The 26,893-nt window shown below is 63.8% G+C and carries 27 protein-coding genes and 1 tRNA gene; 12 read left to right on the plus strand and 16 right to left on the minus strand.

The window, feature by feature from the left end; all coding sequences use genetic code 11:
• Nucleotides 1-147: 147 nt before the first annotated feature.
• Nucleotides 148-846: a nitroreductase gene (locus ACZ9AQ_RS22030; RefSeq protein WP_429206809.1), complete on the minus strand. Its 699-nt coding sequence runs from the start codon at nt 844-846 to the stop codon at nt 148-150.
• The gene (locus ACZ9AQ_RS22035; RefSeq protein WP_429206808.1) at nt 843-1,751 is read right to left on the minus strand and encodes a DMT family transporter; all 909 of its coding nucleotides are present in this window, start codon (nt 1,749-1,751) and stop codon (nt 843-845) included. The genes ACZ9AQ_RS22030 and ACZ9AQ_RS22035 overlap by 4 nt, the downstream gene beginning before the upstream one ends.
• Nucleotides 1,752-2,063: 312 nt before the next feature.
• Between ACZ9AQ_RS22035 and ACZ9AQ_RS22040 the strand changes: the two genes are divergently transcribed.
• Nucleotides 2,064-2,648, plus strand: a complete 585-nt coding sequence (locus ACZ9AQ_RS22040) for a phasin family protein (RefSeq protein WP_429206807.1) — start codon at nt 2,064-2,066, stop codon at nt 2,646-2,648.
• Between the two features lie 190 nt (nt 2,649-2,838).
• On the opposite strand, the gene ACZ9AQ_RS22045 is transcribed toward ACZ9AQ_RS22040, so the two are convergent.
• The 6 genes from ACZ9AQ_RS22045 to ACZ9AQ_RS22070 form a co-directional block, all read right to left on the minus strand.
• A complete protein-coding gene (locus ACZ9AQ_RS22045) occupies nt 2,839-3,561 on the minus strand; it encodes an ABC transporter ATP-binding protein (RefSeq protein WP_429206806.1) in 723 nt (240 codons plus the stop codon).
• Entirely contained in the window at nt 3,561-4,331 is a 771-nt protein-coding gene (locus tag ACZ9AQ_RS22050) for an ABC transporter ATP-binding protein (RefSeq protein ID WP_429206805.1), read from the minus strand. Before ACZ9AQ_RS22050 ends, ACZ9AQ_RS22045 begins: the two co-directional genes overlap by 1 nt.
• Before the next feature lie 11 nt (nt 4,332-4,342).
• Nucleotides 4,343-5,557 (minus strand): ABC transporter permease subunit, encoded by a 1,215-nt coding sequence (locus ACZ9AQ_RS22055; protein WP_429206804.1) that lies wholly within the window; start codon nt 5,555-5,557, stop codon nt 4,343-4,345.
• Nucleotides 5,558-5,573: 16 nt separating this feature from the next.
• The gene (locus ACZ9AQ_RS22060; RefSeq protein ID WP_429206803.1) at nt 5,574-6,503 is read right to left on the minus strand and encodes a branched-chain amino acid ABC transporter permease; all 930 of its coding nucleotides are present in this window, start codon (nt 6,501-6,503) and stop codon (nt 5,574-5,576) included.
• 204 nt (nt 6,504-6,707) lie between these two features.
• Nucleotides 6,708-7,667, minus strand: coding sequence for a 4-hydroxy-3-methylbut-2-enyl diphosphate reductase (gene ispH, locus ACZ9AQ_RS22065; protein WP_429206802.1), 960 nt, complete (start codon nt 7,665-7,667; stop codon nt 6,708-6,710).
• Nucleotides 7,668-7,684: 17 nt separating this feature from the next.
• Nucleotides 7,685-8,137 (minus strand): FKBP-type peptidyl-prolyl cis-trans isomerase, encoded by a 453-nt coding sequence (locus ACZ9AQ_RS22070; protein ID WP_429206836.1) that lies wholly within the window; start codon nt 8,135-8,137, stop codon nt 7,685-7,687.
• Nucleotides 8,138-8,239: 102 nt separating this feature from the next.
• On the opposite strand from ACZ9AQ_RS22070, the gene radC reads away from it, so the two are divergent.
• From radC to ACZ9AQ_RS22090, 4 genes are all read left to right on the plus strand, one after another.
• The gene (gene radC, locus ACZ9AQ_RS22075; protein ID WP_429206801.1) at nt 8,240-8,911 is read left to right on the plus strand and encodes a RadC family protein; all 672 of its coding nucleotides are present in this window, start codon (nt 8,240-8,242) and stop codon (nt 8,909-8,911) included.
• Nucleotides 8,912-9,130: 219 nt separating this feature from the next.
• Nucleotides 9,131-9,367, plus strand: a complete 237-nt coding sequence (rpmB, locus tag ACZ9AQ_RS22080) for a 50S ribosomal protein L28 (protein WP_123069134.1) — start codon at nt 9,131-9,133, stop codon at nt 9,365-9,367.
• A gap of 13 nt (nt 9,368-9,380) precedes the next feature.
• The gene (gene rpmG, locus ACZ9AQ_RS22085) at nt 9,381-9,548 is read left to right on the plus strand and encodes a 50S ribosomal protein L33 (RefSeq protein WP_005665735.1); all 168 of its coding nucleotides are present in this window, start codon (nt 9,381-9,383) and stop codon (nt 9,546-9,548) included.
• 84 nt (nt 9,549-9,632) lie between these two features.
• Complete coding sequence (locus tag ACZ9AQ_RS22090) at nt 9,633-11,210, plus strand: DUF418 domain-containing protein (RefSeq protein WP_429206800.1); 1,578 nt, start codon at nt 9,633-9,635, stop codon at nt 11,208-11,210.
• Between the two features lie 61 nt (nt 11,211-11,271).
• Here ACZ9AQ_RS22090 and ACZ9AQ_RS22095 read toward each other — a convergent pair whose 3' ends face one another.
• The 5 genes from ACZ9AQ_RS22095 to ACZ9AQ_RS22115 form a co-directional block, all read right to left on the minus strand.
• On the minus strand, nt 11,272-12,483 hold the full coding sequence (locus ACZ9AQ_RS22095) for a DesA family fatty acid desaturase (protein WP_429206799.1): 1,212 nt from the start codon (nt 12,481-12,483) through the stop codon (nt 11,272-11,274).
• Nucleotides 12,484-12,616: 133 nt separating this feature from the next.
• Nucleotides 12,617-13,930, minus strand: a complete 1,314-nt coding sequence (locus ACZ9AQ_RS22100) for a mechanosensitive ion channel family protein (protein ID WP_429206798.1) — start codon at nt 13,928-13,930, stop codon at nt 12,617-12,619.
• A gap of 9 nt (nt 13,931-13,939) precedes the next feature.
• A complete protein-coding gene (locus ACZ9AQ_RS22105; protein ID WP_429206797.1) occupies nt 13,940-15,271 on the minus strand; it encodes an RsmB/NOP family class I SAM-dependent RNA methyltransferase in 1,332 nt (443 codons plus the stop codon).
• Nucleotides 15,272-15,283: 12 nt separating this feature from the next.
• A complete protein-coding gene (purN, locus tag ACZ9AQ_RS22110; protein WP_429206796.1) occupies nt 15,284-15,925 on the minus strand; it encodes a phosphoribosylglycinamide formyltransferase in 642 nt (213 codons plus the stop codon).
• A 73-nt stretch (nt 15,926-15,998) separates the two neighbouring features.
• A complete protein-coding gene (locus ACZ9AQ_RS22115; protein ID WP_429206835.1) occupies nt 15,999-16,526 on the minus strand; it encodes a barstar family protein in 528 nt (175 codons plus the stop codon).
• 263 nt (nt 16,527-16,789) lie between these two features.
• Between ACZ9AQ_RS22115 and ACZ9AQ_RS22120 the strand changes: the two genes are divergently transcribed.
• From ACZ9AQ_RS22120 to ACZ9AQ_RS22135, 4 genes are all read left to right on the plus strand, one after another.
• Entirely contained in the window at nt 16,790-17,332 is a 543-nt protein-coding gene (locus tag ACZ9AQ_RS22120; RefSeq protein WP_429206795.1) for a glycine zipper 2TM domain-containing protein, read from the plus strand.
• 127 nt (nt 17,333-17,459) lie between these two features.
• Nucleotides 17,460-18,242 carry a spermine/spermidine synthase domain-containing protein gene (locus ACZ9AQ_RS22125; protein WP_429206794.1) on the plus strand — a complete coding sequence of 261 codons (783 nt, stop codon included), beginning with the start codon at nt 17,460-17,462 and terminating at the stop codon, nt 18,240-18,242.
• A 19-nt stretch (nt 18,243-18,261) separates the two neighbouring features.
• Complete coding sequence (gene tfpB, locus ACZ9AQ_RS22130) at nt 18,262-20,058, plus strand: type IV pilus assembly ATPase TfpB (RefSeq protein WP_429206793.1); 1,797 nt, start codon at nt 18,262-18,264, stop codon at nt 20,056-20,058.
• A gap of 73 nt (nt 20,059-20,131) precedes the next feature.
• Nucleotides 20,132-20,207, plus strand: a tRNA-Lys gene (locus ACZ9AQ_RS22135).
• Nucleotides 20,208-20,600: 393 nt separating this feature from the next.
• Here the strand turns inward: ACZ9AQ_RS22135 and tssK are convergent.
• Complete coding sequence (gene tssK, locus ACZ9AQ_RS22140) at nt 20,601-22,016, minus strand: type VI secretion system baseplate subunit TssK (protein WP_429206792.1); 1,416 nt, start codon at nt 22,014-22,016, stop codon at nt 20,601-20,603.
• A gap of 115 nt (nt 22,017-22,131) precedes the next feature.
• On the opposite strand from tssK, the gene tssE reads away from it, so the two are divergent.
• Genes tssE through tssG form a run of 3 tightly spaced genes read left to right on the plus strand, consistent with a single transcriptional unit; the run spans nt 22,132 to nt 25,577 of the window.
• Entirely contained in the window at nt 22,132-22,605 is a 474-nt protein-coding gene (tssE, locus tag ACZ9AQ_RS22145; RefSeq protein WP_429206791.1) for a type VI secretion system baseplate subunit TssE, read from the plus strand.
• Between the two features lie 21 nt (nt 22,606-22,626).
• Nucleotides 22,627-24,477, plus strand: coding sequence for a type VI secretion system baseplate subunit TssF (gene tssF, locus ACZ9AQ_RS22150; RefSeq protein WP_429206790.1), 1,851 nt, complete (start codon nt 22,627-22,629; stop codon nt 24,475-24,477).
• Complete coding sequence (gene tssG, locus ACZ9AQ_RS22155; RefSeq protein ID WP_429206789.1) at nt 24,441-25,577, plus strand: type VI secretion system baseplate subunit TssG; 1,137 nt, start codon at nt 24,441-24,443, stop codon at nt 25,575-25,577. Before tssF ends, tssG begins: the two co-directional genes overlap by 37 nt.
• Here tssG and ACZ9AQ_RS22160 read toward each other — a convergent pair.
• Nucleotides 25,541-26,269, minus strand: a complete 729-nt coding sequence (locus ACZ9AQ_RS22160) for an AcrVA2 family anti-CRISPR protein (protein ID WP_476108396.1) — start codon at nt 26,267-26,269, stop codon at nt 25,541-25,543. The two genes, tssG and ACZ9AQ_RS22160, sit on opposite strands and share 37 nt — an antisense overlap.
• Nucleotides 26,266-26,893: hypothetical protein (locus tag ACZ9AQ_RS22165; protein ID WP_429206787.1), on the minus strand; the 628-nt coding region annotated here is incomplete at its 5' end. The genes ACZ9AQ_RS22165 and ACZ9AQ_RS22160, both read right to left, overlap by 4 nt.

The following is a 26,893-nucleotide window of genomic DNA, read 5'->3' on the forward strand; positions in this document are numbered from 1 at the left end:
AGCGGAACGACGCTCGATCGCAAGCGAAAAGAACATTCCATGCGGCAATAATCCGCGAAAACCAACACCTTCCCCGCTCGCAAACTTCCTTTTGATATCAATGAGATATTGTTGGTTGTTAGTTTAGTGTCTAACTTGATGGACGCTTCAATCCAGGAAGCGGGCGAATCCCTGGCTGGGTTCGCGCTCGGTTTGCAGCGTGTTTTCGATCCGCGCCGGATCGGCCCAGCCCAGCGCCATGCCGCACACGACCATCTCGCTCGGCGCCAGCCCAAGTTCGGCCGCGATGATCCGATGATACTGCGTAAAAGCGGCTTGTGGGCAGGTATCCAGCCCCCTCGCCCGCGCCGCCACCATGATGTTCTGCAAGAACATTCCATAATCGAGCCACGAGCCCTGCTCCATGATGCGGTCGATGGTGAAAATCATCCCGACCGGCGCATCGAAGAAGGTGAAATTGCGCCCATGCTGGGCCGCCATGCCGGCCTTGTCGTCGCGCTTCAGTCCCAGCAGGCCGTATAGATCCCAGCCGACCTTGCGGCGCCGGTCGATGTACGGCGACACCCATTCGCGCGGATAGTAGGGATATTCCTCCTGATGCTGGACGGCCTGTTCGGGGTCGGCATACGCCGCCAGGATCGCGCGCGACAGGCGCGCGCGTGCTTCGCCGGTCAGCACGTGGACTTTCCACGGCTGGGTGTTGGTGCCGGACGGCGCGCGCGCCGCCACGTCCAGGATGCGGACGATGTCTTCACGCGCGACCGGCTTGTCGAGGAAGGCGCGGATCGAACGGCGCGAGGTGATGGCGGCGTCGACGGCCGCCTGGCTGGGATTGTCGATGGTCATGGGGTCTCCTGTGGTTTGCGCACGACGAAAGCGACGCCGGCGACGGCCACCGCCATTCCGGCCAGGCCGAGCACGTTGAAGGTTTCGCCGAACAGCAGCCAGGCCATGATGGCCGTGGTCGGCGGGGTCAGGTACATCAGGCTGGTCACCTCGGTGGCCTGGCTGCGGCCGATGAGTTTAAACAGCAGGAAGATGGCGCCGATCGACAGCGCGAACACCGACCACAGCCAGGCGATGATGAAGTCGGCGCTCCAGGTGATGCTCGAGAACGCCGGATCGAGGTCTTCCAGCCACACCGCGATCGGCGCCAGCACCAGCACCGTGGCCCCGAACTGGATCGCGGTGCCGCTGCGCAGGTCGAAGCGCGGGCAGAACCGGCGCTGCACCATGGTGCCGGCCGTAATGCTCAGCAGTGCGAACACGCACAGGCCGAGGGCGGCGGGCGACAGCCCGGCCAGCCCCAGCTTGGCGTAGACCACCAGCCCCACGCCGGACAGGCCGAGCAGCAGGCCCAGCCATTGTATCGGCCGCACCCGCTCGCCGATCAGCGGCGCAGCAGCGGCGGTGAGGATCGGCTGCATGCCGACGATCAGGGCGGTCAATCCAGCCGGCATGCCGAGCTTGATGGCGGCCCATACGCCGCCCAGATAGCCCGCCTGCAGCAGCAGGCCGGAGACCGCGATGGGCAGGACTTGCCCACGCGGCCATGGCGCATGCCACAGCAGCATCAACGGCAGCAGCACCGCCAGCACGCCCAGGCAGCGCACGATGAGGAAGGTCAGCGGCGGCGCGTATGGCAGGCCGAGCTTGGCGACGATGAAACCCGTGCTCCAGAGGAAGACGAAGAACAGCGGCACGGGCGACAGCCAGGAGCTGCCGGGCATGGAGGTGACGTGGGTAGACATGGTCCTGGCGCAGCGCACGACATTGAATGAATCGCAAGCACCGAGTCTAGCATGCTCTCTACAATGGAGTTTTGACTGGCCGAAAGATGCACAAGGTTTGCGCGAGATCAATTGACTTTTCTTGCATTAAATGCATTCAACGGAATTATGTATCTTGGATGGTGCAACGCATCAAAAACACTTGACGCTTCAACCGAACTGACAGAGAATCTGTCCTGTTGCGGTGCACAAAAAGAGTTTCGTTGCGGTTTGATGAAGAACCTGTTTCACAGGCAATAGTCCATTCTTGAAACGACATATTTGGAGAGCCACATGTTTGCAATCCCTGAACAATTTTCGAACGCCACCAAGGCCAGCCTCGAATCGCAATTCGCCCTGTTTTCGGCACTGACCTCGAAAACCTTCGAAGGCATGGAAAAGCTGGTTGAGCTGAACATCAGCACCGCGCGCTCGACTCTGGAAGATTCGTCGGCCGCTGCCCGCCAGCTGCTGAGCGCCAAGGACCCGCAAGAGTTCTTCTCGCTGACCGCCGCGCAGGCCCAGCCGAACGCGGAGAAAGCCCTGTCGTACAGCCGCCAGCTGGCCTCGATCGCCACCGGCACCGGCGCCGAGTTCTCGAAAGCCGCCGAAAGCCAGATCGTCGAAGCCAACCGCAAGGTCATCTCGCTGGTCGACGAAGTGAGCAAGAACGCCCCGGCCGGTTCGGAAAGCTTCGTCGCCGCCGTCAAGACCGCGATCAGCAACGCCAACGCCGGCTACGAGCAATTCAGCAAGACCTCCAAGCAGGCGGTCGAAGCGATGGAAAGCAATATGAACGCCGCCGTGTCGCAATTTTCTGCAACTGCTGCGAAGGCTGGCAATGCTGCCAGCGCTGCCACGGCTGCCGCTGCGGCCTAAGCTGCGGCTGGTCAAATAACGAAGGCCGGAGACGCAATCGCGTCTCCGGCCTTCTTGCATCTGACCTTGCCGTAGGGTCGGCGGCTGAGCCGCCGACGCGGTGATGGTTGGCGGCCAAATCATCCGGCGCGGCATCGGAGCCGGTAACGATCACCGCGTCGGCGGCGGAGCCGCCGACCCTACGACTGGTTCATTCGCCGAGGTAAGCCGCCTGCACCCGCGGATCGTCGAGCATATCGCGCGCATTGCCGCTCATGGTGATCGCGCCCGAATCCATTACGTAGCCGCGGTGCGCGGCCTGCAGCGCCAGCCTGGCGTTCTGCTCCACCAGCAGGATCGTGATGCCTTGCCGCGACACGTCTCGGATCACCTCGAAGATCTTCTCGACCATGATCGGGGCCAGGCCCATCGACGGCTCGTCCAGCAGCAGCAGGGTCGGATGGCTCATCAATGCGCGCGCCATCGCCAGCATCTGCTGCTCGCCGCCCGACAGCGTGCCCGCCAGCTGGCTGGACCGCTCTTTCAACCGCGGGAAGACGGTGTACCACTTCTCGATGTCGGCATCGATTCCGGCCTGGTCGTCGCGCGTGTAAGCGCCCATCAACAGGTTTTCGTGGATCGACATGCGGGTAAACACGCCCCGCCCTTCCGGCACCATGGCCAGCTTCTGGCGCACCATGCGGAACGACTGCGTGCCGCGCAGGGGCTGGCCGAGATAGGTGATCGTCCCCTCGACCTTGCACGGCGGCAGGGTGCCGGTGATGGCCTTCAGGGTGGTGGTCTTGCCGGCGCCGTTGGCGCCGATCAGCGTCACCAGCTCGCCTTTCGCAACGGTGAGGTCGACGCCCTTGACCGCCTTGATGCCGCCGTAGGCAACCTTCAGGCCGGCGATGTTCAGAACGATGTCAGCCATCAGTGGGCACCTCCAAGGTAGGCGTCGATCACCGCCTGGTTCTTCTGGATCTCGGCCGGCAAGCCTTCGGCGATCTGCTTGCCGTATTCGAGCACCGTGATGCGGTCGCACAGGCCCATCATGAGCTTGACGTCGTGCTCGATCAGCAGCACGGTTCGGCCCTCGGCCTTGATTTTCACCAGCAGTTCGCGCAGCGCCAGCTTTTCGGTGGCGTTCATGCCGGCCGCCGGTTCGTCCAGCGCCAGCAGTTGCGGATCGGTGGCGAGCGCGCGCGCGATTTCCAGGCGGCGCTGGTCGCCGTAGGACAGGAATTTCGCAGTGCGGTTGGCATACTTTCCGATGCCGACGAACTCGAGCAGCTCCTGCGCGCGCGCCCGGATCGCCGCTTCTTCTTCGCGCGCCGCCCTGTGGCGTAGGATCGCGCCCAGCACGCCCTGCTTCGTGCGCACGTGGCGGCCGACCATCACGTTCTCGAGCGCGCTCATCTCGCCGAACAGGCGGATGTTCTGGAAGGTGCGGGCGATGCCGGCCCTGGCCACGTCGTGCGGCGCCGAGGGCGAATACGGCTTGCCGGCCAGCTCGAAGGTGCCGCTGTCCGGCTGATACAGGCCCGTGATCACGTTGAAGAAGGTGGTCTTGCCGGCGCCGTTGGGGCCGATCAGGCCATAGATCTGGCCCTGCATGATCCGGATGCCGACGTCGGTCAGCGCCTGCAGGCCGCCGAAGCGCTTGTTCACGCCCTGCACGTTCAGGAGGATTTGTTCGCTCATGGTATATCCACTCATCGCGCGGCCGCCGCTTCTTCTTCCTCGCGCGCCAGGGCGGCGTTGGGACGCTCTTCCCTGTTCGGCGACGGCCACAGGCCGGCCGGGCGGATCAGCATGATCAGCACCAGGGCCAGGCCGTACAGCAACTGGCGCAGCACCTCGGCCTCGATGACCACTTTACCGAACAGCGCCTGCTGCGCCGGATCGACCACGTGGCGCAGCACCTCGGGCAAGGCCGCGAGCAGCACGCCGCCCAGCACCACGCCCGGAATGTGGCCGATGCCGCCCAGCACCACCATCGCCAGCACCGCGATCGATTCGGTCAGCGAGAACGATTCGGGCGACACGAAGCCCTGGAAGGCGCCGAACATCGCGCCGGCCACGCCGCCGAAGGACGCGCCCATGGCGAACGCCAGCAGCTTGACGTTGCGGGTATTGATGCCCATCGCCTTGGCCGCGATCTCGTCTTCGCGGATCGCCACCCAGGCCCGGCCCAGGCGCGAATGCTGGAGGCGCCCGGTGATGAAGATCGTCGCGATCACCATGGCCAGGAACAGGAAGTAATAGGCGTTCACCGACGGCATCGCGTAGTCGCCGATCATGACGTTGGCGCCAGACCCCGGCTCGCCCGCCAGCGACACCCCGAACACGCGGATCGGGTCGATCATGTTGATCCCCTGCGGCCCGTTGGTGAAGTTGATCGGGTCGTTCAGGTTGTTCATGAAGATGCGGATGATCTCGCCGAAGCCGAGCGTCACGATGGCGAGGTAGTCGCCGCGCAGCTTGAGAGTCGGGGCGCCCAGCAGCGCGCCGCACAGCGCGGCGAACAACGCCGCCAGCGGCACGATGGCCCACAGCGACAGGTGGATGCCGTTCTGGGCGATCTCGGGACCGAAGAAGGCCACCAGCGCTTCGCCGAGCGCCGGCGAATAATAGATGAGCGACTCCAGCAGCGCCGCGAACTGCGGCGACGAGAACAGGCCCACCAGGTAGGCGCCGACGGCGAAGAAGGCGATATAGCCCAGGTCGAGCAGGCCCGCGAAGCCGACCACGATGTTCAGGCCGAGCGCCAGCATGATGTACAGCAGCGCGATGTCGATGATGCGCACCCACGAGTTGCCATACTGCGAGGCGACGAAGGGGAACGCGAGCATGATGGCCAGCACGATCGCCATGCTGACGTACGCCTGGCGCGGCTTGTGCTGGGTGTCGAAGGTCAGGAGTGCCATGGTGTTCTCCTCGTGGTCAGGCGCGGTCGGCCACGCGCTCGCCCATGATGCCGGACGGACGCAGGGTCAGGACCAGGATCAGCACCACGAAGGCGAAGATGTCCTGGTAGTGGCTGCCGAGGAAGCCGCCGGTCAGGTCGCCGATGTAGCCGGCGCCGAGCGCTTCGATGATCCCGAGCAGCAGGCCGCCGAGCATGGCGCCATAGATGTTGCCGATCCCGCCCAGCACCGCGGCGCAGAAGGCCTTCAGGCCCGGCAGCACGCCCATGGTGAAGGTGATCGACGCATAGTTGGCGCCCCACATCACGCCGGCGACGGCCGCCAGCGCGGCGCCGATGGCGAAGGTGGCGACGATCACGCGGTTCGCGTCCACGCCCATCAGGCCGGCCACGCGCGGGTTCTCGGCCACCGCGCGCATCGCGCGGCCCATCTTGGTGCGCTCGACCAGCAGCACCAGGGCGCCCATGGCGACGGCTGCCAGCACCAGCAGCAGCACTTGCGTCTGCGAGATCATGGCCCCGCCAATCATGATCGGTTCGGACGACAGCAGTTGCGGGAACGGGAGCGGGCTGCGGCCCCAGATCATCATGGCGAAGGTCTGCAACAGGATCGAGACGCCGATCGCCGTGATCAGGGGCGCCAGGCGCGGCGCATCGCGCAGGCGGCGGTAGGCGACGCGCTCGATCAGGATGCTGACCAGCATGGTGAGGGGAATCGCGCCGAGGATGGCGGCCGCCAGCTGGACATAGCCCGGCAAGCCGGGAATATAAGCCTCGAGCAATTGCAGGATCGTCAGGCCGATCATGGCGCCGATCATCAGCACGTCGCCATGGGCGAAGTTGATCAGGTTGAGCACGCCGTACACCATCGTGTAGCCGAGCGCGACCAGCGCATACATACTGCCCAGCACCAGGCCGTTCAGTAGCTGTTGAATAAAGGTTTCCATCGTTCCGCCTGTATTGAGCTGCCTGTATCGAGTGAAGCGACCAGTAAAAACGGCACTGCGGGATGACTCCCGAAGTGCCGCTCATGGTCTGCTCACCATGACAAATTTTCCGAGCCCGCCATCATAACTTGGCTCTTGGAAAACTAATCACGGTAAATCGCTACGGTAGCAAATTTTGTTTTCTGAGAAAACGAGAAATAAAGTTCAGGTAGCAGGCGCTGCCGGCTCGGTCCGTGCGCCGTCCAGGCCTTTCGGCAGCGGGAAGGTCACGTGCTCCTCGACGCCTTCGAGCGCGCGCACGCTGGCCGCGCCCAGTTCCTTCAGGCGGTCGATCACGGCCTGCACCAGCACCTCGGGCGCCGAGGCGCCGGCGGTCACGCCGATCCGCTTCTTGCCGGCGATCCAGCTGGGGTCGATGTTGCCGGCGTTGTCCACCATATAGGCCGGCGTGCCCATTTTTTCGGCCACTTCGCGCAGGCGGTTCGAGTTCGAGCTGTTCGGGCTGCCCACGACGACCACGACCTCGACCTGCGGCGCCATGAACTTCACGGCTTCCTGGCGGTTGGTGGTGGCGTAGCAGATGTCGCCCTTCTTCGGCTCGATGATGTTCGGGAAGCGCACCTTGAGCGCGGCGATGATGTCCAGGGTGTCGTCGACCGACAGGGTCGTCTGCGACACATAGGCCAGCAGGTCGGGATTACGCACCTGCAATTTTTGCACGTCGTCGACCGTCTCGACCAGGTGCATGCCCTCTTCGGCCTGGCCCATGGTGCCTTCGACCTCGGGATGGCCGTCGTGGCCGATCATGATGATCTCGGCGCCTTGCTTGCGCATCTTGGCGACTTCGACGTGGACCTTGGTCACCAGCGGACAGGTGGCGTCGAAGATGGAGAGCCCGCGCGCCTCGGCGTCGGCGCGCACGGCCTTCGAGACGCCGTGGGCCGAGAACACCAGGGTGTTGCCAGGCGGGACGTCTTCGAGTTCCTCGATGAAGATCGCGCCCTTGGTGCGCAGGTCTTCGACCACGTAGGCGTTGTGCACGATCTCGTGGCGCACGTAGATCGGCGCGCCGAATTGTTTCAAGGCGCGCTCGACGATCTCGATCGCGCGATCGACGCCGGCGCAGAAGCCGCGCGGCTGGGCCAGCAGAATTTCGTTTTCCATGATTGTTCCTGTCATTCTTACAGAACCGAAATCAGTTTCACCTCGAATTGCAGGGCGCGGCCAGCCATCGGGTGGTTGAAATCGAACAGCGCCGCATCGTCGCGCAATTCGAGCAGCACGCCGGCGAAGCGGCCGCCCTTCGGCGCATTGAACTCGACCACTTCGCCCACGTTGTATTCGGTGCCGGGCACCGAATTGTCTTCCAGGGTCGCCTTCGACACCGACTGGATCAGCTCCGGGTTACGCTCGCCGAACGCTTGGGCAGCGCTGAGCTCGAAGGTCTGGTGCGTGCCTTCCGGCAGGCCGATCAGGAGCGCCTCGAGGAAGGGCGCCAACTGGCCCTGGCCCAGCAGCAAGGTGGCGGGCGTGCCATTGAAGGTCGTGATCACATCAGAACCACCGGCAACTGCCAGACGGTAATGCAGAGTCAGGTAAGAGGATTCGTTGACGACGGGAGCAGCGTTGGACATGTTCTTTGTGGTGACGGGCATACCTGATCAGGCAAACCGCTATTGTAAGCCACGCGCGCGGCTTGCGCCTTGGCTGCCTCTTTTTTTGGCGAGGAATCAAACATGGGAATTTGCGATTGGCCCGAACAAGACCGTCCGCGCGAGCGCCTGCTGCGCGATGGAGCGCATGCGCTGTCGGACACCGAATTGCTGGCCATCTTCCTGCGCGTGGGCGTGGCCGGCAAGAGCGCGGTGACGCTGGCGGGCGACACGCTGGCGCACTTCGGCTCGCTGCACCGGCTGCTGCATGCCGAATCGGGCGAGTTCGGCCGGCTGCACGGCCTGGGACCGGCCAAGTACGCGCAACTGCAGGCCGCGCTCGAGCTGGCGCGGCGCGCGGTGGCCGAGCAGTTCCGGCGCGAAGCGCTGTGCTCGCCCGAAGCGGTGCGCCACTTCCTGCGCAGCCAGTTCGCGCTGCAGACGCATGAATCGTTCATGGTCCTGTTCCTGGACGTGAAAAATCGCCTGATCAATTGCGAAGAGATGTTCAGGGGCACGCTCACGCAGACGAGCGTCTATCCAAGAGAGGTGGTCAAGGCAGCGCTGCGCAGGAATGCCGCGGCGGTGATCCTGGCGCACAACCACCCGTCCGGCGTGGCCGAGCCGAGCGAGGCCGATCTGCGCCTGACCGGCGCGCTGGTGCAGGCGCTGGCGCTGGTCGACATCCGGGTGCTGGACCACTTCGTGGTGGCGGGCAACCAGGTGCACTCGTTTGCCGAGAATGGACAGCTGTGACCGATAAACCTCAACGGGCCGCGCCCGCGTCCGGGCGCAGCCCCTCATATTTGCTTGAAATTACACAGCGTAAACAGCGAGTTACGACACTCATCGGGAATTGTTAAATTTTTCCACTGCGTTAAGACACCTTTGTTTTTCGTAAGTGATTGATTCCGCTTTGCTTTTCACGCTATACTCTCGTTTTTCCAATTCTGGAACATATTTAAGGAGTGCACTATGGCACGTGTTTGCCAAGTAACCGGCAAGGGTGTGATGGTTGGTAACAACGTCTCCCACGCTAACAACAAAACGAAGCGTCGTTTCCTGCCTAACCTGCAGAACCGTCGTATCTACGTCGAATCCGAAAACCGTTGGGTTTCGCTGCGTCTGTCGAACGCCGGCCTGCGCGTGATCGACAAGCTCGGCATCGACGTCGTGCTGGCCGACATGCGCGCCCGCGGCGAAAAAGTTTAATTAGGGAGCTATCATGGCAAAAACTGGCCGCGACAAAATCAAGCTGGAATCGACCGCAGGTACCGGTCACTTCTACACCACCACCAAGAACAAGCGCACGATGCCGGCGAAGATGGAAATCACCAAATTCGACCCGAAGGCACGCAAGCACGTGATCTACAAGGAAACCAAGATCAAATAATCGATCTTGTCTTCTTGACGAAGCCGCCGGCGCGCAAGCCCGGCGGTTTTTTGTTGTCCCGTCAATCCGCGCTACCATCGGGGAATGACCAGTTCGCCTTCCTCCTCCACCTTCGTTCCCATCCCCACCCACGACCGTCTCGATGCCCTCGATGTCTTGCGCGGCTTCGCGCTGATCGGCATCTGCATCGCCAACGTCGAATTCTTCAACCGCCCGGTGGCCGAATCCGGCAACGGCATCCCGGCCGGGCTGCACGGCCTGGACTGGCTGACCGCCTTCCTCGTCGCTTATGTTGTCAGCGGCAAGTTCTGGACCATTTTCTCGCTGCTGTTCGGCATGGGCTTCGCCCTGATGCTGGAACGCTCGCGCACGGCCGAGCGTCCCTTCCTGCCTGCCTATGGCCGCCGGATCGCCGTCCTCGGCCTGTTCGGCCTGCTGCACTACCTGCTGCTGTGGAGCGGCGACATCCTGATCAGCTATGCGATCGGCGCGCTGGCCCTGATGCTGATGCTGTTCGCCCGCGCGCGCTGGCTGATCGGCGCGCTGGCCGCTTGCTTCCTGCTGGCCCAGCTGCCGGGCTTCGGCTTTGCCGGCTGGCTGGTCACGCCACTCGTGTTCACCGGCCTGGTGGGCGTGTACCTGCGCAGCGAGCAGCGCGCGCTGTTCCCGCTGGTGGCGATCGTCCCGGGCAGCCTGATGCTGCTGGCGGCCATGCTCGACTTCGCCGGCGGCAAGGGCGATATGGGGGCGCTGCTGGCGATCGGGGCGGCCCTCGTGCTGCTCGGACTGCTGGCCTGGGGCTTTGACCAGCCAGAACGGGCGCGGCCGCTGCGCGCCGGCGTCGCGATCTTCGTGCTCACCTATGGCCTCACTTCGCTCGACGGCGCGGTGCGTCACTTCGCGCCCCAGTCAGGGCCCGTCTCCAGCGTCACCAGCGCCACCGGCGAACAGACCGACGCCGCGTCCGCCACCCTCTTGCAATACCGCGAGCGCACGGCGCGCAGCATCGAAGAAAAGCAGGTGCTCACCAATGGCGGCTACGCGGACGCGGTGGCGATGCGCCTGGGCCACCTGGAGGCGCGCATGCGCGATGAAACCGGCTTCGTGGTGGTCGGCGTGAGCGTGTTCCTGGTCGGGGTCTGGTTCGTGCGCTCCGGCGTGATCGCCAACGCCGGACGCCATGTGCGTCTGTTCCAGCGCCTGGCCGTGGGCGGGATCGGCTTCGGGGTCGGGCTTGGCCTGCTCAGCAGCCTGATCAGCACCGGCCGTCCTCCCGGCGTCGACGACGGCGGCTACGACCTGGCGAACGCCTTGATGACCCTGGGCAGCCTGCCCGCCTCGCTCGGCTACGTCGCGGCGGTGCTGCTGGCGCTGCACGGCAGCGGCGTCCTGGCCCGGGTGCGCATGCTGGCGCCGTTTGGCCGCATGGCGCTGAGCAATTACCTGATGCAGTCGCTGGTGTTTTCCCTGCTGTTCTACGCCCATGGGCTCGGCTGGTGGGGCATCTGCAGGAGCGAACAGGTCGGCATCGCGCTGCTGTTGTGCGCGCTGCAGATCGTGTTCAGCCACTGGTGGCTGGCGCGCTTCCAGTACGGGCCGCTCGAATGGGTGTGGCGGGCGCTGACTTACCTGACCTGGCCGCCGCTGCGGCGCAGCGCGTAAGCCACCAACGACAACGGCTTCCGAAGAAGCCGTTGTTGTATACCCCTAGCGACGCAGTCGGTCAGGCATAGGTGCGCAGGCGCATCGAGAACTCCTGCAGCGCCTTGATGCCCGAGGCTTCGGCGCGGTTGCACCAGTCCTGCAGCTGGTGCAGCAGCTGGTCGCGGGTCGAATGCGAACGCTCCCAGATCGCGCCCAGTTCGACGCGCATGTTGTGCATGGTTTCCAGCGCCTTGCTGTGCCGGAACAGCTCGACCAGCTGCTGCTTCTGCGACGATTCCAGCTTGGCCGGCTCGCGCTGCATCAGCTTGCGCGAGCTTTTCAGGAAGCGCGATTCCAGTTGCGCCTTGTGCTTGAGGTGCTCGAATTCTTCGTGGAAAGCGTGGCGTACCGACTTGGCGTACTTGGCCATCACGTCGTAGCGGTTGGCGATCACCGACTGCAGGGTGTCGAAGTCGGCTTGCGCCTTGTCCTTGGCCAGCTTCGGCTTCGGCGCCACCTTCTTCACCTTGGCCAGGCCGACCGTTTCCAGCATGCGGATATACGCCCAACCCAGGTCGAACTCATACCATTTGCTCGACAGCTTGGCCGAGGTGGCATAGGTGTGGTGGTTGTTGTGCAACTCTTCGCCACCGATCAGGATGCCCCACGGGAAGATATTGGTCGCGGCATCGTTGCAATCGTAGTTGCGATAACCCCACCAGTGGCCCAGGCCATTGATGATGCCGGCCGCCGTGATCGGGATCCACATCATCTGGATCGCCCACACGGTCAGGCCGAGCACGCCGAACAGGGCGACGTTGATCACCAGCAGCGAAACCACGCCGAGCGTGCTGCGGCCGGTGTACACATGGCGTTCGATCCAGTCGTCCGGCGTGCCATGGCCATACTTGTCCATGGTTTCCTTGACCTTGCTTTCGGCGCGGTACAGTTCGGCGCCTTCGAACAGCACCTTGCGGATGCCGCGCGTCTGCGGGCTGTGCGGGTCTTCTTCGGTGTCGCACTTGGCGTGGTGCTTGCGGTGGATCGCCGCCCACTCCTTGGTGACCTGGCCGGTGGTCAGCCACAGCCAGAAGCGGAAGAAGTGGCTCGGGATCGGATGCAGGTCGAGCGCACGGTGCGCCTGGTGACGATGCAGGTAGATCGTCACGGCGGCGATCGTGATATGGGTCACCACCAGCGTATAAATCACGACTTGCCATGCCGAGAAATCGAGCAGGCCGGTCGACAGGAACGACAGCACGGCGTGCAGGGCGTCGTCAAAGAAATTCATTCAGTCTCCAAAGGGCTTATCCGATGTGCAACCACCGTGATCGCACATCTCAACCGGGCATTTTACGTGGTTCTACTGCCGCACGGCAGTTTTACTCGCCCAAATTTGCGCCAGTCCCGGTCTTGTCCCGGCCTTATTCCTGAGGAGTCCGCCCCACCACCTTCGTAATATGGGCGTCGAGCAGCCGCGTGTCCATCGACGGATGTCCGAGTTTGATCGCGCCGGAATGCACAAGTGCGTAGATCTTGCGATTCACGTCGGAGATCGGACCGCCCTGCCCGTTCTCGGGGTCGCCCAGCCAGAAGCCCAGTTCGAGCTCGTAGCCGTCGGCCACGAAACCATTGAGCAGCACGTTCGGCGCCGGCGTCTCGAGCACGCGCGCCACACCCTGCGGCTGCGCTTCCAGCAGCGGCATCACCACCGACAAGTCGCTGTCATAGGACACGACCAGCTTGGTGACCGCGCGCACGTTGCGGTTGGCGCCCGACTGGTTCTGCACCACGCCCGTGATCAGCATCTCGTTCGGCAGCAGGGTCTGGGTGCCGTCGGCGCCGCGCAGCACGGTGTACCGGGTATTGATGCGCGCCACCTTGCCGGAATACTTGTCCAGCGTAATCGGATCGCCGATCGACAGGCTGCGCTCGAACAGGATGATGAAACCGGACACGTAGTTGCTGGCGATGCGCTGCATGCCCAGCCCCAGGCCGACGCCCAGCGCGCCGCCGAATACCGACAGCACGGTCAGGTCGAGTCCGGCCAGCGACAGGCTGAACAGCACGGCGACCAGGATCAGGGCCGCGCGGCCCACGCGCGCCATCGCCACCCGCAGCGAGCTGTGCATGCGCTCGAAACCCATCAGGCGTTCTTCGAGCGAGGCGCCGGCCCACAGCGCCAGTATCATGAGCACGACGATCGAGATCGCGCCCTGCAGCAGGTCGGCGATCGAAATCTTGTTCTTGCCGACCGGTAGCACGGTATTTTCGAGTGCCCGCATCACGTCCGGCAGGATGCCGGTCAGGTGCATGGCGACGACGATCCAGACCACGAAGGCGAACACCTTCTCGAAGGTCTGCAATGCCGCCCCCAGCTGGCCGTGGCGCGCGAAAGCGCGCCGCAGCAGGTAGAAGAAGGTGCGGATCACCGCCAGCGACATGAACAGCGGCAGGGCCACGCGCAGCAGCGACACGCCCTGGTACTGCGCCAGCACGGTCTTGGCCAGCGCCAGCAGTCCGACGGTCAGGAGCGGCCACAGCACGCGGCTGAAGCTGCCCAGGCCGACACTGATCAGGCCGGCCGTCTGGGCCCGGTCTTTCAGCAGCGAACGGTGGATCAGCCGCGCCAGGCCCCAGCCCAGCGCCACGCACAGGACGAGGGCGACGATCTGCCAGGCGATGGCGGGACGGCGCGCATCGTCCAGCAGAACGCTCACCAGGTCGGACAGCGGCATCGCGACTCCTTACTCGGCCCTGACGTCAGCGGCGGCGGCGTCCGCGTCGGCGTCGTCAGCGGCGACGACCTTGGCCGGCTTGACCAGCGCCTTGCGCTGCAGGACGGCGGCGAAGAAGCCGTCGGTCTGGTGCTTGTGCGGCAGCAGTTTCAGGTAGTCGTCCATTTCGAGCGCGATCTTCTGCTCGGCCAGCACCTGGCGCATGGGCACCAGCTCGAAGTCGTCATGCTTGGCCAGGAAGCCGTCGACGATGAAGTCATTCTCTTCGTTCAGCAGGCTGCAGGTGGCGTACACCAGGCGGCCGCCGTTCTTGACCAGGCGCGAGGCCGCGTCCAGGATCGAAGCTTGCTTCTCCTGCATCTCGGCGATGGCGCCCGGCTGCTGGCGCCACTTGACGTCCGGGTTGCGGCGCAGGGTGCCCAGGCCCGAGCACGGCGCATCGACCAGCACGCGGTCGATCTTGCCGGCCAGGCGCTTGACCTTGGCATCGCGCTCGTGCGCGATCACCACCGGATGCACGTTCGACAGGCCGCTGCGCGCCATGCGCGGCTTCAGTTTGGTCAGGCGCTTCTCGGACACGTCGAACGCATACAGGCGGCCGGTATTGCGCATCAGCGCTCCCAGGGCCAGCGTCTTGCCGCCGGCGCCGGCGCAGAAGTCGACCACCATCTCGCCGCGGCGCGCGCCGACGATCTGGGCCAGCACCTGACTGCCCTCGTCCTGCACTTCGATCGCGCCTTCCTTGAACAGCGGCAGGTTTTGCAGCGCCGGCTTCTTTTGCACGCGCAGGCCCAGCGGCGCGAACGGCATCGGCTCGGCCACGATCGGCGCTTGCGCCAGCTGGGCGATCACGTCGTCGCGCTCGGCCTTGATGGAATTGACGCGCAGGTCCAGCGGCGCCGGGGTGTTCAGCACCGCCGCCAGCTCGAACGCTTCCTGCTCGCCGAACTGGGCCACCAGCTTGTCGAACAGCCATTGCGGCAGATTGGCGCGGATCGGGCCCGGCAGCAGGTTGCGGTCGACTTCCTTGATGCGGGTGAGGAAATCGGTCTCGTCGTCGCTCAGGCCGCCGATGCTGTCGATGCCGACGGTCTCGGCCAGGCCCAGCAGGGCCAGCTTGCGCATCGATGGCGTGTTGCCATGGCCGGCGAAGTCGGTGAAGAACGATTTATTGCGCAGCACGGCGTACACGGCTTCGGCGATGACGCCGCGCTCGCGGCCGCCGAAGCGTGGATTGTCCTTGAAGAAGCGCGACAGGGTGACATCGGCAGGCGAGGTAAAACGGAGAATCTCGCGCAAGACTTCTTCGGTCTTGGCGACGATCGCTGGAGGCAATCTCATGTAAATCCTTGATTAAATACTGATGGCGTCGGCCTGGGGGTGGTCCGTGGGCGCGACGATGCGCACCGCGCCGTCTTCGATGACCAGGCGGTCTTCGACGAACAGGCGTACGGCGCGTGGGTAGAGCTTGTGTTCCTCGGCCAGCAGGCGCTCGGCCAGCAGGTCCGGCGTGTCGCCCGGCAGGACCGGGATCCTGGCCTGCAGCACCGACGGGCCATGATCGAGTTCGGCGGTGACGAAATGCACGGTCGCGCCGTGCTCAAGCATGCCGGCGTCGAGCGCCTGCTGGTGCGTGTGCAGCCCCGGGAACAGGGGCAGCAGCGACGGGTGGATGTTCAGCATCCGGCCCGCATAGTGTTCCACGAATGGCGCGGTCAGGATGCGCATGAAGCCGGCCAGCACGACCAGGTCGGGCTGGAAGGTGTCGATCACTTCCTGCAGTCTGGCGTCGAATTCGGCGCGGGTGGCGAAATCGGTGTTCGACACCACGGCGGTCGGGATGCCGCGCGACTGGGCAAACGCCAGGCCGCCGGCGTCGGGCTTGTTGCTGATCACCGCTGCAATGCGGGCCGGCCAACCTTCGGCATCGAGCGCGCGCACGACCGCTTCCATATTGCTTCCGCGGCCGGAGATGAGAATCACGATGTTTTTCATAGCCGGCATTGTACCGTAAGGACGGCTGCCGGCCGCAGCCCTCGGGTCCCTTACGGGGAGGGTTTCGAGGGACTCAGGCGGTCGGCGGGACCGTCGCGAACGAGTAGAACACGCGGAACGGCACCTTTTTCTCGGCCCAGAATTCGGCCGCGTCGCGGAACACGTCGAGCAGGTTTTCGCGCGCTTCCTTGTCGAACTTCTGCGCGCTCGGCAGTTGCTCGAGCACGACGATGAAGCCCGGCTGGGGGCCGGCCTCGTGGATGGTCTCGGTCAGGCAGGTGCGCAGCGCATCGAAATTCTTGCTGCACGGTTTGGGGAAATAAAAATTCTCGCCGATGCGGGCGCACACCTGCTGCTTGGTGAGCGTATTGGCGCAGTGGGCGTACAGGAAATGATGTCCGAGTCGCCCAGCCTCCTGTTGCAAATCGGCAACGCGAAACGCGCGAATGGCTTGAACAAGATTTGGCGCCACTCTCATCAACAAACTCATTTTTTCCTCAAATCGACCTGTCAATAACGCGCCATCGCGCCACCCCTCGCGGCGCTGGGGAGCGCTGCTGCTTCTTACCTCGCTGTCGTTGCTATACGCCAATAAGTCCATGATTTGTGTAAGGGTAACGTTTTGTGGTATTGGAAGCAACCCAAATGTGAGTTTCCGATGCCCATTTGTAAGAATCGGTACGTACATATGTGACACAGAAACGCCCTTCCGGGGGCCGGTTTCATTCTGGCGCGTGTTGGACCAGGCTTTATTCGCTGTTACATTTTGTTGCCACGTGGATTCGATGGTTTTTTGCGATAGGCGTACCATGAAGTCTGCAACCAATCGACGAATCAAGTCGCACCACTCAACGAGGTACTCCCATGAACTTGCAAGCCAAATTGATCATCTCGGCCCTCGGCGTCGCCACCCTGCCGCTGGCCCAGGCCGCCGACTTCGAGGACTTCGGCCGCGTGGTGCGCGTCGAGCCGCGCCTCGAGCAGGTGCGTACCCCACGCCAGGAATGCCGCACCGACTACGTGCAAGTGCCGGTGCAGCAGGAACGCGGCGCCGGCGGCACGATCATCGGCGGTATCGCCGGCGCCCTGCTGGGCAGCCAGGTCGGCGGTGGCAACGGTAAAGTCGCCGCATCGGCGGCCGGCGCGATCGCTGGCGCCATGGTGGGCGACCGCGTGCAGAACAATGGCCGCCCGGTCGGCAGCACCGTGCAAGAACAAGCGGTGCAGCAATGCCGCACCGTGGAAGCGATCGAGTCGCGCACCGCCGGCTACAACGTGACGTATGAATACCGCGGCCAGACCTACACGTCGCTGATGAACCGCGATCCGGGCAACCGCGTGCGCCTGCGCGTCTCGGTCGAGCCGCTGGACAGCTACAACGGGCAGCAGGCATACAGCCAGTACTGATCGCGCATCGGCGAACCGTTGAGAATCGAGCAACGCGGCCCATGAGGCCGCGTTGTCGTATTCGGCCCCGAGCTTGCGCTGGGGGAACCCGTCCCCCGATAATAGGGCGATTCCATCAGGCTTCTCTATGCTCATCAAACGCAAATCCATCGAACAAGTCGAATCCTCGCGCCGTCCCGCGCGCAAGCCGACATTCGCACCCGTCACGCTGTCCGAACAGAACGGTGTCCGTTACCTCCACTTCGGCACCGAATGGGTCCAGGGCGCCATGCGCCTGCGCAAGCCCGACTGGCTCGAGCTCGAATACGCGCAGCAGATGATGGCGTGGATGCTGTTCATCGAGGCGCCGCAGGCCATTGCCCAGCTCGGCCTGGGGACGGCCGCCCTGACCAAGTTCTGCTATCGCCAGTTCCCGCAAGCGAGCGTGACCGCCGTCGAGCTCAACGCGTCGGTGATCACGATCTGCAACGCGATGTTCAAGCTGCCGCCCGAGGACGCGCGCCTGCGCGTGCTGGAGATGGATGCGCTCGACTTCGTCGGGGATCCGGCCAACCATGAGGCCTATGACGTGCTGCAGTGCGACCTGTACGACGCCACCGCGCGCGGCCCGGTGCTCGACACGCCCGAGTTCTACCAGGCCTGCGCCGCCTGCCTGACGCAGGACGGCATCATGACCGTCAACCTGTTCGGCGACCATCCAAGCTTCGCCAAGAACCTGAAGGCGATGAAGTTCGCCTTCGGCCACGTGATCTGCCTGCCCGAGGTGCACGACGGGAACGTGGTGGCGCTGTGCTTCAAGACCCGCCCCACGCTCGACAAGGACGCGCTCGAGGCGCGCGCCGCGCAGATCGTGGCGCAAACCAAGCTGCCTGCCAAATCCTGGGTCAAGGGATTGCTCGCCACCGATTGACCATTCAGCCAGGGCCACCGTGAACGCCATCCCGCAAAAACCCGCCAGCCTGCGCAAGCTCGACCTGCAATCGATTTTCTCGTGGCTGCTGACCGACGGGATCGTCACCAAGGACACCGTCAAAGCCGATTTCGCCCGGGCCCAGGGCATCCTGAAAAATGCGCCGGGCATCATGCATCCGCTGACGGCGGTGGCGCAGTGCAAACTGGTGTCGAACCTGCCGCCGCACCGGCTGCTGACGCTGGATGTGCTGACCGAATGGTGCGCGGCCAAGGTGGGCCTGCCTTTCATCCGCATCGACCCGCTCAGGATCGATTTCACCAAGGTGGCGGACGTGATGTCGGCCAGCTACGCGGCGCGCTTCAATATCCTGCCGGTGGAAATGACGGCGACCACGCTGGTGGTGGCGACCGCCGATCCGTCGCTGACCGAATGGGAACCCGAGATCGCCAAGGTCGCGCGCCGCCGCATCGAGCTCGTGCTGGCCAATCCGCTCGACATCGCCCAGTACATCGCGCAGTTCTTCGCGCTGGCCAAGTCGATCCGTGACGCCGCCCGCAGCAGCGGGCAGGACGTCGCGATGCGCAACAACTTCGAGCAGCTGGTCGAACTGGGAAAATCGAACAAGCAGTTCGACGCCAACGACCAGCACATCGTCAATATCGTCGACTGGCTCTGGGGTTACGCCTTCGAGCAGCGCGCCTCGGACATCCACCTCGAACCCAAGCGCGAATTCGCGACCGTGCGTTTTCGCATCGATGGGGTGCTGCACCAGGTCTATCAGGTGCCGGCGGCAGTGATGATCGCGATGACCGCGCGCATCAAGCTCTTGGGGCGGATGGACGTGATCGAAAAACGCCGGCCCCAGGATGGCCGCATCAAGACGCGCACCGCCGGCGGCCAGGAAGTGGAATTGCGGCTGTCGACGATGCCGACCGCCTTTGGCGAAAAACTGGTGATGCGCATCTTCGATCCGGAAGTTGTGGTCAAGACCCTGCCGGAACTGGGTTTCCCGCCTGATGATGCAGAGCGCTGGGATGCGCTGACGCAGCGCCCGCACGGGATCATTCTGGTGACGGGGCCGACGGGATCGGGCAAGACCACGACCTTGTACACCACCCTGAAAGCGCTGGCCACGAGCGAAGTGAACGTGTGCACGGTCGAGGATCCGATCGAGATGGTGGAACCCGCGTTCAACCAGATGCAGGTGCAGCCGGGGATCGACCTGTCGTTTGCCGATGGCGTGCGCTCGCTGATGCGGCAGGACCCCGACATCATCATGGTGGGCGAGATCCGCGACCTGGAAACGGCCGAGATGGCAATCCAGGCGGCGCTGACGGGACACCTGGTGTTGTCGACCCTGCATACCAACGATGCGCCGTCGGCGGTGGTGCGCCTGCTGGAACTGGGGGTGCCGGATTATCTGCTGGAAGCCACCTTGATCGGCGTGATGGCGCAGCGGCTGGTGCGCACGCTCTGCCCGGTCTGCAAGGCGCCGGGCGGGGAATTGAGCGACGAGGTGTGGGACGGCATCGGCGGGGCGTGGAAGATCGCGAAGCCGTCGACCGTGTACCGGCCGGTGGGATGTCCGGAATGCCGGCAGACCGGGTATCGTGGGCGGACCGGCATTTATGAGCTGCTGACGGTGAGCGAAGGGTTCGGACGCCTGATCCGCGAATCTGGCGAGATGCGGACCTTGCGCGAGCAGAGCGTGAAGGATGGGATGAAGCCGCTGCGCATTGCGGGGGCGATGAAAGTGGTCGAGGGTGTGACGACGGCGGATGAGGTGCTGAAGGTGACGTCCGCGCTGTCGTGACCTGTGTTCATGTCGAAAATATCAGATAGCCCTGGCGCGAACCGGAAGCGTCGGCTATAATGCTGCCTCTTTCGGGTCGTTAGCTCAGTTGGTAGAGCAGCGGACTTTTAATCCGTTGGTCGCGTGTTCGAGCCACGCACGGCCTACCACGAATTTGCAGTATCAAATCAAGGCGTTACGAGTGATCGTGACGCTTTTTTTGTATCTGCGGCAGTCCCCTCTTCTACCTACTGTGCCGTGCTTGTGACGCGCAGCAGCCCATCTACTACCGCTGCGTGACGCGCCATCTGCGCCGGCGCCAGGTGCGCATACCGCCGCACTATCGCGGCTGACTTCCAGCCGCCCATCTCCTGCAGGTCGTACCCTGACGTCGTCGAGATTCCCTACCGGGTCATCAACGCCGCAGGGAACCCATGGAACCCTGGGTAACATTGCGGAATTCTTCCCGGTCGCAGCCGATGCGACGCAAGCACGATCATAAATATTCGCAATCCGAGAGCATTGATGCGTAATACGCCGGCCGACGTCAGCCTTGGCCCGGATCAGGCAATGGCGATCAGCTCGATCTTCAGTCCCGGGATGCCATCCGGGACGTACACCGCCAGCGCCCCGGCTTCCAAGGTCTTTTCATACAGCACGCTCTTCGTCGACAACGAAAAGTAATAGGTATTGGGCCGCACCGGGATCGCCGGCGGTACCTGAGGCATATGCGCCAGCGGCACACCCGGCAACGCCGACTTGACAATACTTTCGATGGCATCGGGTGCGGCAACCTTGAGCCGGATGGGGACCGTCGCCACCAGTTCGAGTCCCGGCATATCGGCGGTGACTGCCAGGCATAGCTGTGTCTGTTGCGTGACTTTTGCCGGGTCCAGCACCGCATGCGAATACGCACGCCGGCCCTGCTCGGCGACCAGCGGAATGATGAAATATTTTGTCCCGATCACCGTATCGACCAGATCGCGCAACAATCCATCGAGCTCCGTAAACGCCTCACCCAGCGCTTCGTGACGGTAGGCCGGCAGATCGGCTGTCTTGAAGCGGTCGGAAAACGTCATCAGGCCGCCCACGGCAGATAGCATTTGCCGAAACATGGCTTCCGGATGCAATCCCGGGGACCGGGCGCAGTGCATCAGCTGGGCGTTGGCCGTGCTCAGGATATTGAGCATCCACCACGACGAAATGTCGCCCGCGCCGACTTCGTACACTTCGCTGCTCGCCTTGCGGTGCGTACGCTGAAGCGATTCGATCTTCGCTGTCATCACGCTGACCAGTTCATCCAGCAAGCCGCGAAGGGCCGGGGCGGCGCCGATCGTCACGCTCGGTGGAATGAATGAAGGGTCTATCTCGAAACCGCCTTCCGGCGCGCGCCGGATCCGAACCACGGGAACGCTGTCATGCAGGCCACTCGTCTCGGCGTGTGTAATTAACCTCGGCTGCTTTTTGAGGAACGGCACTTCGATCGCCAGGGCCTCGCTGAACAGATCGACTGTTTCGATTTCGCGGCACACGTAGCGCCCATTCTCGTCCGCATTGCCGCCGTGCGGCTTGACGAGGGCAAGCGCGGCGTAAAACGTGAACGTACTGATGTCAGCCGGCAGGCGCGAGAGGTCGACCGCCTCAGGCAACAGGTCGGCTTCGGGCGCCTCGTAGATTTCCCCATCCGGGAAAATGATCGACATCGCGCTCGCACCAAGACGGCTATTGCCCAGCCCGGCCAGATTCCATTGCACCGCGCACACGCCCCAGAAGTACGGGTTCAGGGCCGAGGCTATCCGCTTGAGCCGCGCTTCGTGGTACAGATCCTGGCGCTGGAAATGTTGCGGACCTAACGTCAGGCCTTCCAACCACATGATCTTGGATGCCGCGCTCATGAGCTCCTCCTCGAAGTGTTTTTTACCAGACAGATTCTTGGAAGCATGACTTCGCAACTCGTCGAAGTCGTTGATCTTGCTCATCCTGTTGTGCCAATGGCCTGCGCACGTCACTCCATTGTGGATGCGCAACGTTTTTCACATGCAAGGCTCGATAATGGCTGCCGTGGTCGCTTCCGGCCCCTTGGAGGAGAACACCATGCAAGGTTTTACCCGCGGCTTGTTCGATCGCCTCGACGAGGATGACGCCCCGCCATCGGGCAACAAGCGCGAAACGCGCGCGCGGGCAATGGAAGAAGCCATGCGCAGCGTCACGCGCGACCTGCAGGCGCTCCTCAATACCCGGTCGGCGCTGTCGCTGGCGTCGCTGGAATCCTATTCGGCAGTATCCGGATCGATCGTGAACTATGGCCTCATCGACTTCGCCAGCATGTGTATGGGCAGCGACGACGATCAGCAGGAAATCTGCAAAGCCGTCCAGATGGCAATCGTCCGCCACGAGCCGCGACTGCATCAGGTGGCGGTGACACTGCGACCGAGACAGGGGGCGATCAACCGCGTCGACTTCGTCATCACCGCCCGCCTCAAAGGCGCGCACTTGGGCGAACCGATGTCCTTCAACGCCGTGTTCCGGCCTTCCCTCCAGCAGTATTCGATCGAAGGCACGGACTAGAACGCGAAAAGCACCGATCCCATGGATGAACTGTTCACGAAGTACGAGCGCGAGCTCGTCACCCTCAGGTCGCTGTGCCGGGAGTATGCGCAGCGCTACCCCAAGGTCGCGGCGAAACTGCAGCTGGGCGGAGACACGTGCGACGACCCGCACGTGGAACGCTTGATCCAGGGCGTCGCCTTGCTCAGCGCACGCGTCGCGAAGCGCGTGGACGATTCGTATCCGCAGTTCACCGAGGCGCTGCTCAATCTGCTGTTTCCTCATTACCTGCGACCTTTTCCCTCGTGCGCGATCGCGCGCGTGCTGGGAGAGCCAGGCGGAAAAGAAGAATCAGGAACGATTCCCGACATGCCTCGTGGCGCCCTGCTCGCATCCACGCCAGTAGCCGGCGTCGCTTGCACCTTCAAGACCGTCTACGACGTCAAGCCTTCGGCCGTCGTGCTGCTTGACGCGAGCTTCGACACCGCCGTCTGCGCACCTGTCGCTACCCGCCTGCCCGCGGGCGTCGGCGCCACGCTGACGATGAAGTTCGCATCGGCGCGGCCAGGTGAGCCGCTCTGCGCTTCCACGGCTGCCGCCATACGCCTGTACGCCGATGGCGATGCGTCGTTCTGCGCGGCACTACGCGATGCCTTATTCATGTACACCCGGTGCGCGTATCTTCAACTGGAAGACGACGGGCCCTGGGAACGGTTGCCGGTCATTCCCGTCACGCCCGCAGGATTCGCTGACGATGATGCGCTCGTTCCGTTTGATGCACGTTCCCACACGGCCTACCGCATTCTCGCCGAGTACTTTGCTTTTCCCGAGAAATTCAATTTCCTCGACGTTGACATCCGGGCGTTGCTTGCACGTGTACCCGCCGGCCGCACGCATTTCACGCTGCGCCTGGCGATCGCCGACATTCGTCCCGAGGGCGACAAGGCGCGAATGCTGGCGAGCCTGTCCAAACAGCATCTTCTGCCCGGCTGCACGCCGGTCGTGAACCTGTTCAGGCAACCGGGCGTGCCGATCACCTATGACCAGCTGTCGGCCGACTACACCCTGCTGGCCCACGGCAATCATCCGCAAGCGTACGAGGTGTACTCGGTCGACCAGGTGCACTTGGTGCGCCAGCAAGGCTCGGGCACGACCGTCACCGAATTTCGCCCCTTTTATTCGCTTCAGCACGGCGACGAAAGCCTCACCGGACGTGGACGCTACTGGCTGATGCGCCATGACGAAACCCTTGCCATTTGCAGTCCCGGCCATGAGAAATCGATCACACTCGTCAACGCCGACTGCGAGCCGCTCGAAATAGAACGCAACGTCCTGTCCATCGATCTGAATTGCACCAACCGCGACCTGCCATGCTCGCTCAAGATCGGCGCGCCGGACGGAGACTTGGCCGTTCCCGGTGCAACGGGTGGCAACGTGATCCGCCTGTTGCGCAGGCCGACGCGTCCGGTTCGGCTGGCGCACACACCCGGCATGCACTGGCGCCTGATCTCGCACCTCGCGCTCAACCATCATTCGCTGGTGCTGGAAGGGGCGCACGGCCTGCGGGAGATGCTGGCACTGTACGACTTCGCACCGTCGCCGGTCTCGCGCCGGCAGATCGGCGGCATTGTCGCCCTCGATCAGAGCGAGACCACGGCCTGGATGCGGCACAAACGCGGCTCCTCCCTGGTGCATGGCACCGAGATCCGCCTCACGCTCGACGAAGAAGCCTACGCCGGCGCCGGCCTGCATTTGTTCGTGCAGGTCCTCGACCAGTTCTTCGCGCTATACGTGCATATCAACAGCTTTGTCGAACTCGTCATCCTGTCTCAGCAAAGCGGAAAGGAACTGTTCCGATGCAAGCCACGAAGCGGACGCATGAATCTAGTGTGATCGGCGTGCTGCTGGCCGAACCGCACCAGTTCGAATTCACGCAGCTACTCAACCTCCTGCTGCGCGAACTGCGGCGCCAGGGCATTCCCTACGAGCGTGCCATGCGCGAGGTGCTCAGGTTCCAGAACAACCTGTCCCTCTCGTTCCCGGCCAGCGAAGTGCATTCGCTCGAGGTCGAGCCGGACGTGCCGGATTCTCTTGCCTCCCTGCGCAAGGGCGGACTGAAACGCATCCGGATCACGCCGGCATTCATTGGACTGCTGGGTGCCGGCGGCACCCTTCCCCTCCACGATACCGAGCGGATCGCCGCCCGCAAGGCGCATGACGGCGACGCGAACCAGCGCGAACTGCTCGACGTGCTGTCGAACCGCCTGATTGGGCTGTTCTACGAAGCCTGGGCCAAGTACCGGGTCGAGCATAGCCTCGACGTCCAGGGCCAGGACCGCCTGCTTCCCATGCTGACCGCCATGGCGGGCGTGAAATCCACCTCCGCCATCGGACGCACGTATCCGGCCACTCAGGTAAGGCAGGAGACGGCAGCCTACTTCTCGGGCCTGCTCAGGACCCGGCCGGTTTCGGCAGGCACGGTCGAACAGGTGTTGAGCGCCTACTTCGGGCTTCCGGTCCAACTGGAGCAGTTCGTGGGCTGTTGGGCGCCGGTCCCCTTGAACCGGCGCAGTACGCTCGGCGTCACGGCGCCGACGCTGGGCAGCAGTGCGGCGCTCGGCGTGCGCCAGTGGCGCCACGACCTGCGCGCCCGACTGCACATTGGCCCTCTGGATGAGGCTCAGGTCCAGGGTTTTCTTCCTGGGGGAAGTACGCTGGCGGCCCTGGCGGAGATGGCCAGCCTGTTTGCGACGCCAACGGTGCGTTACGAACTACGGCTGCTGCTGGCGCCTCCCTGCATCGAACGCTTCACGCTGAGCACGAGGGCGACGCCACGCCGGCTTGGCTGGAGCACGTTCCTGACCGGGACGAATGGCGTCGCCCGCCGCCCCGAAATCAAGGCCATGCTGCACCTGCCGGTACCCGCGTCCTGCCAATCACAGGGGCTAGGCATGGATCAAGCCGCAGTGACTGCGCCCGCGCCGGCCCGGTAGGATTTTGGCGTGGGCACCTCGCCCTGCAGATGCTCCGCATGCACCAGCACCGGCGCGACAAAGATGAGCTTACGCTGCTGGTTGCCGGCACCGCAGGGCTGCATCCGGAAGTGCCCACGGCGCCAGTGCGGGGTCACGCCACCTCCAGACGCGCAAGCCGAAGCGCTTGACGGCAGAGACTCGGGACCGACGGTAATGCCGTCGTACAGGGAAGCCGATCTCTGCAAGAGTTTGGCGCGCTTGCGCTCACCCAGGCCGGCGGCGCGGCGCAGTGCCTCGCCGTGGTCCCGGTGCTCGGTCACGCGCGCCTGTTTCAACGCCATGTACAGGAACACCCTCACCACGTAGCTGACCGCAGCGTACATCGGCCGATGGAACTCCCCGTCCCGCTGCTCCTTGACGGCGCCAAGCACCCTGGTCAACCATTCGCCTACCGTGGTGCTTCCCCTGTCGGTCTCGCCGAGCAGCGAGACATGGCCCCTGTAGAGATCCCGGCGCTTGCTGGCGAAGACGAGTTCCAGAGTCCAGCGCGCCTCCCCGGCGGCGCAAGGCTCGGCGGGCGGCGTCAGGAAACAGAACACCCCGTCGAAGAAATGGTCGGCAGCCTGTGCAACCGGCACCTTCAGGTAACGCATCGCCGTTTCTCCGAAGCGCAGGTACTGGGCGCGATAAGGGGGCGCCACCATGCTCATCGGCAGACTGAGGCCACGTCCGAGTGCGTCAACAGCGTTTCCAGTGCCGGCGTAGCCTCGATCACCGTCCCTTTTTGCAAATGGTATTTCAGGTTCACGCTGATCTCGACCGCGAGCCTTTGCATATCCTCGGCGAGCATCTCGGCCATCACCCCCGATAGCGGGCGCTCGGGACGTGCGAGTTCGAACTGCCGCAGGATCTCCTTCCTGATCTGCCAACACAGCGTGCCTGGATCTTGCCAGCGACGCCAGACCTCGGTCGTCCCGAGCGCCCGCGTCCAGGCATCGATTGCGCCTTGATGTCGAAACTGGACCGGGTAAGGCCGCCCGAGAAGAGTCGTCACCCGACTGCACTCCACCGCCGGACCGATGTCGATCAGCTTGTGCTCCCGCAGCCGTTGGTTTCCAGCCGCGAGGACAGCATCGTTTTGGGCCAGTCCCGGCCCAGGTTGTCTCAAGTTCTTCCGCATATCGGGTCCGATTGGGGGATCGATTCGAAAAAGATTCTCTGGAAACTGTAGACATGGCCTAAGGCCACCTCTAAAAACCTCGGCCGAGACGCCTGCGGCTGGGTAAAATCCTGACATCGAACCAAGCCAGCGAGTGCCGTCATGATGAAACCCC

Source organism: Massilia sp. UYP34, assembly GCF_056279385.1.

What these genes read in the sequence shown, in the direction of transcription:
- radC (WP_429206801.1), top strand. Translation starts at nt 8,240, where the DNA reads ATGGGAATTTGCGATTGGCCCGAACAAGACCGTCCGCGCGAGCGCCTG.
- ACZ9AQ_RS22060 (WP_429206803.1), bottom strand. Translation starts at nt 6,503, where the DNA reads ATGGAAACCTTTATTCAACAGCTACTGAACGGCCTGGTGCTGGGCAGT.
- ACZ9AQ_RS22095 (WP_429206799.1), bottom strand. Translation starts at nt 12,483, where the DNA reads ATGAATTTCTTTGACGACGCCCTGCACGCCGTGCTGTCGTTCCTGTCG.
- ACZ9AQ_RS22125 (WP_429206794.1), top strand. Translation starts at nt 17,460, where the DNA reads ATGCTCATCAAACGCAAATCCATCGAACAAGTCGAATCCTCGCGCCGT.
- ACZ9AQ_RS22160 (WP_476108396.1), bottom strand. Translation starts at nt 26,269, where the DNA reads ATGAGCATGGTGGCGCCCCCTTATCGCGCCCAGTACCTGCGCTTCGGA.
- ACZ9AQ_RS22035 (WP_429206808.1), bottom strand. Translation starts at nt 1,751, where the DNA reads ATGTCTACCCACGTCACCTCCATGCCCGGCAGCTCCTGGCTGTCGCCC.
- ACZ9AQ_RS22030 (WP_429206809.1), bottom strand. Translation starts at nt 846, where the DNA reads ATGACCATCGACAATCCCAGCCAGGCGGCCGTCGACGCCGCCATCACC.
- tssE (WP_429206791.1), top strand. Translation starts at nt 22,132, where the DNA reads ATGCAAGGTTTTACCCGCGGCTTGTTCGATCGCCTCGACGAGGATGAC.
- ACZ9AQ_RS22090 (WP_429206800.1), top strand. Translation starts at nt 9,633, where the DNA reads ATGACCAGTTCGCCTTCCTCCTCCACCTTCGTTCCCATCCCCACCCAC.
- tssG (WP_429206789.1), top strand. Translation starts at nt 24,441, where the DNA reads ATGCAAGCCACGAAGCGGACGCATGAATCTAGTGTGATCGGCGTGCTG.
- purN (WP_429206796.1), bottom strand. Translation starts at nt 15,925, where the DNA reads ATGAAAAACATCGTGATTCTCATCTCCGGCCGCGGAAGCAATATGGAA.
- ACZ9AQ_RS22045 (WP_429206806.1), bottom strand. Translation starts at nt 3,561, where the DNA reads ATGGCTGACATCGTTCTGAACATCGCCGGCCTGAAGGTTGCCTACGGC.
- ACZ9AQ_RS22050 (WP_429206805.1), bottom strand. Translation starts at nt 4,331, where the DNA reads ATGAGCGAACAAATCCTCCTGAACGTGCAGGGCGTGAACAAGCGCTTC.
- ACZ9AQ_RS22040 (WP_429206807.1), top strand. Translation starts at nt 2,064, where the DNA reads ATGTTTGCAATCCCTGAACAATTTTCGAACGCCACCAAGGCCAGCCTC.
- ACZ9AQ_RS22055 (WP_429206804.1), bottom strand. Translation starts at nt 5,557, where the DNA reads ATGGCACTCCTGACCTTCGACACCCAGCACAAGCCGCGCCAGGCGTAC.
- tssF (WP_429206790.1), top strand. Translation starts at nt 22,627, where the DNA reads ATGGATGAACTGTTCACGAAGTACGAGCGCGAGCTCGTCACCCTCAGG.
- ACZ9AQ_RS22100 (WP_429206798.1), bottom strand. Translation starts at nt 13,930, where the DNA reads ATGCCGCTGTCCGACCTGGTGAGCGTTCTGCTGGACGATGCGCGCCGT.
- ispH (WP_429206802.1), bottom strand. Translation starts at nt 7,667, where the DNA reads ATGGAAAACGAAATTCTGCTGGCCCAGCCGCGCGGCTTCTGCGCCGGC.
- ACZ9AQ_RS22120 (WP_429206795.1), top strand. Translation starts at nt 16,790, where the DNA reads ATGAACTTGCAAGCCAAATTGATCATCTCGGCCCTCGGCGTCGCCACC.
- ACZ9AQ_RS22070 (WP_429206836.1), bottom strand. Translation starts at nt 8,137, where the DNA reads ATGTCCAACGCTGCTCCCGTCGTCAACGAATCCTCTTACCTGACTCTG.
- rpmG (WP_005665735.1), top strand. Translation starts at nt 9,381, where the DNA reads ATGGCAAAAACTGGCCGCGACAAAATCAAGCTGGAATCGACCGCAGGT.
- ACZ9AQ_RS22115 (WP_429206835.1), bottom strand. Translation starts at nt 16,526, where the DNA reads ATGGACTTATTGGCGTATAGCAACGACAGCGAGGTAAGAAGCAGCAGC.
- ACZ9AQ_RS22105 (WP_429206797.1), bottom strand. Translation starts at nt 15,271, where the DNA reads ATGAGATTGCCTCCAGCGATCGTCGCCAAGACCGAAGAAGTCTTGCGC.
- tssK (WP_429206792.1), bottom strand. Translation starts at nt 22,016, where the DNA reads ATGAGCAAGATCAACGACTTCGACGAGTTGCGAAGTCATGCTTCCAAG.
- rpmB (WP_123069134.1), top strand. Translation starts at nt 9,131, where the DNA reads ATGGCACGTGTTTGCCAAGTAACCGGCAAGGGTGTGATGGTTGGTAAC.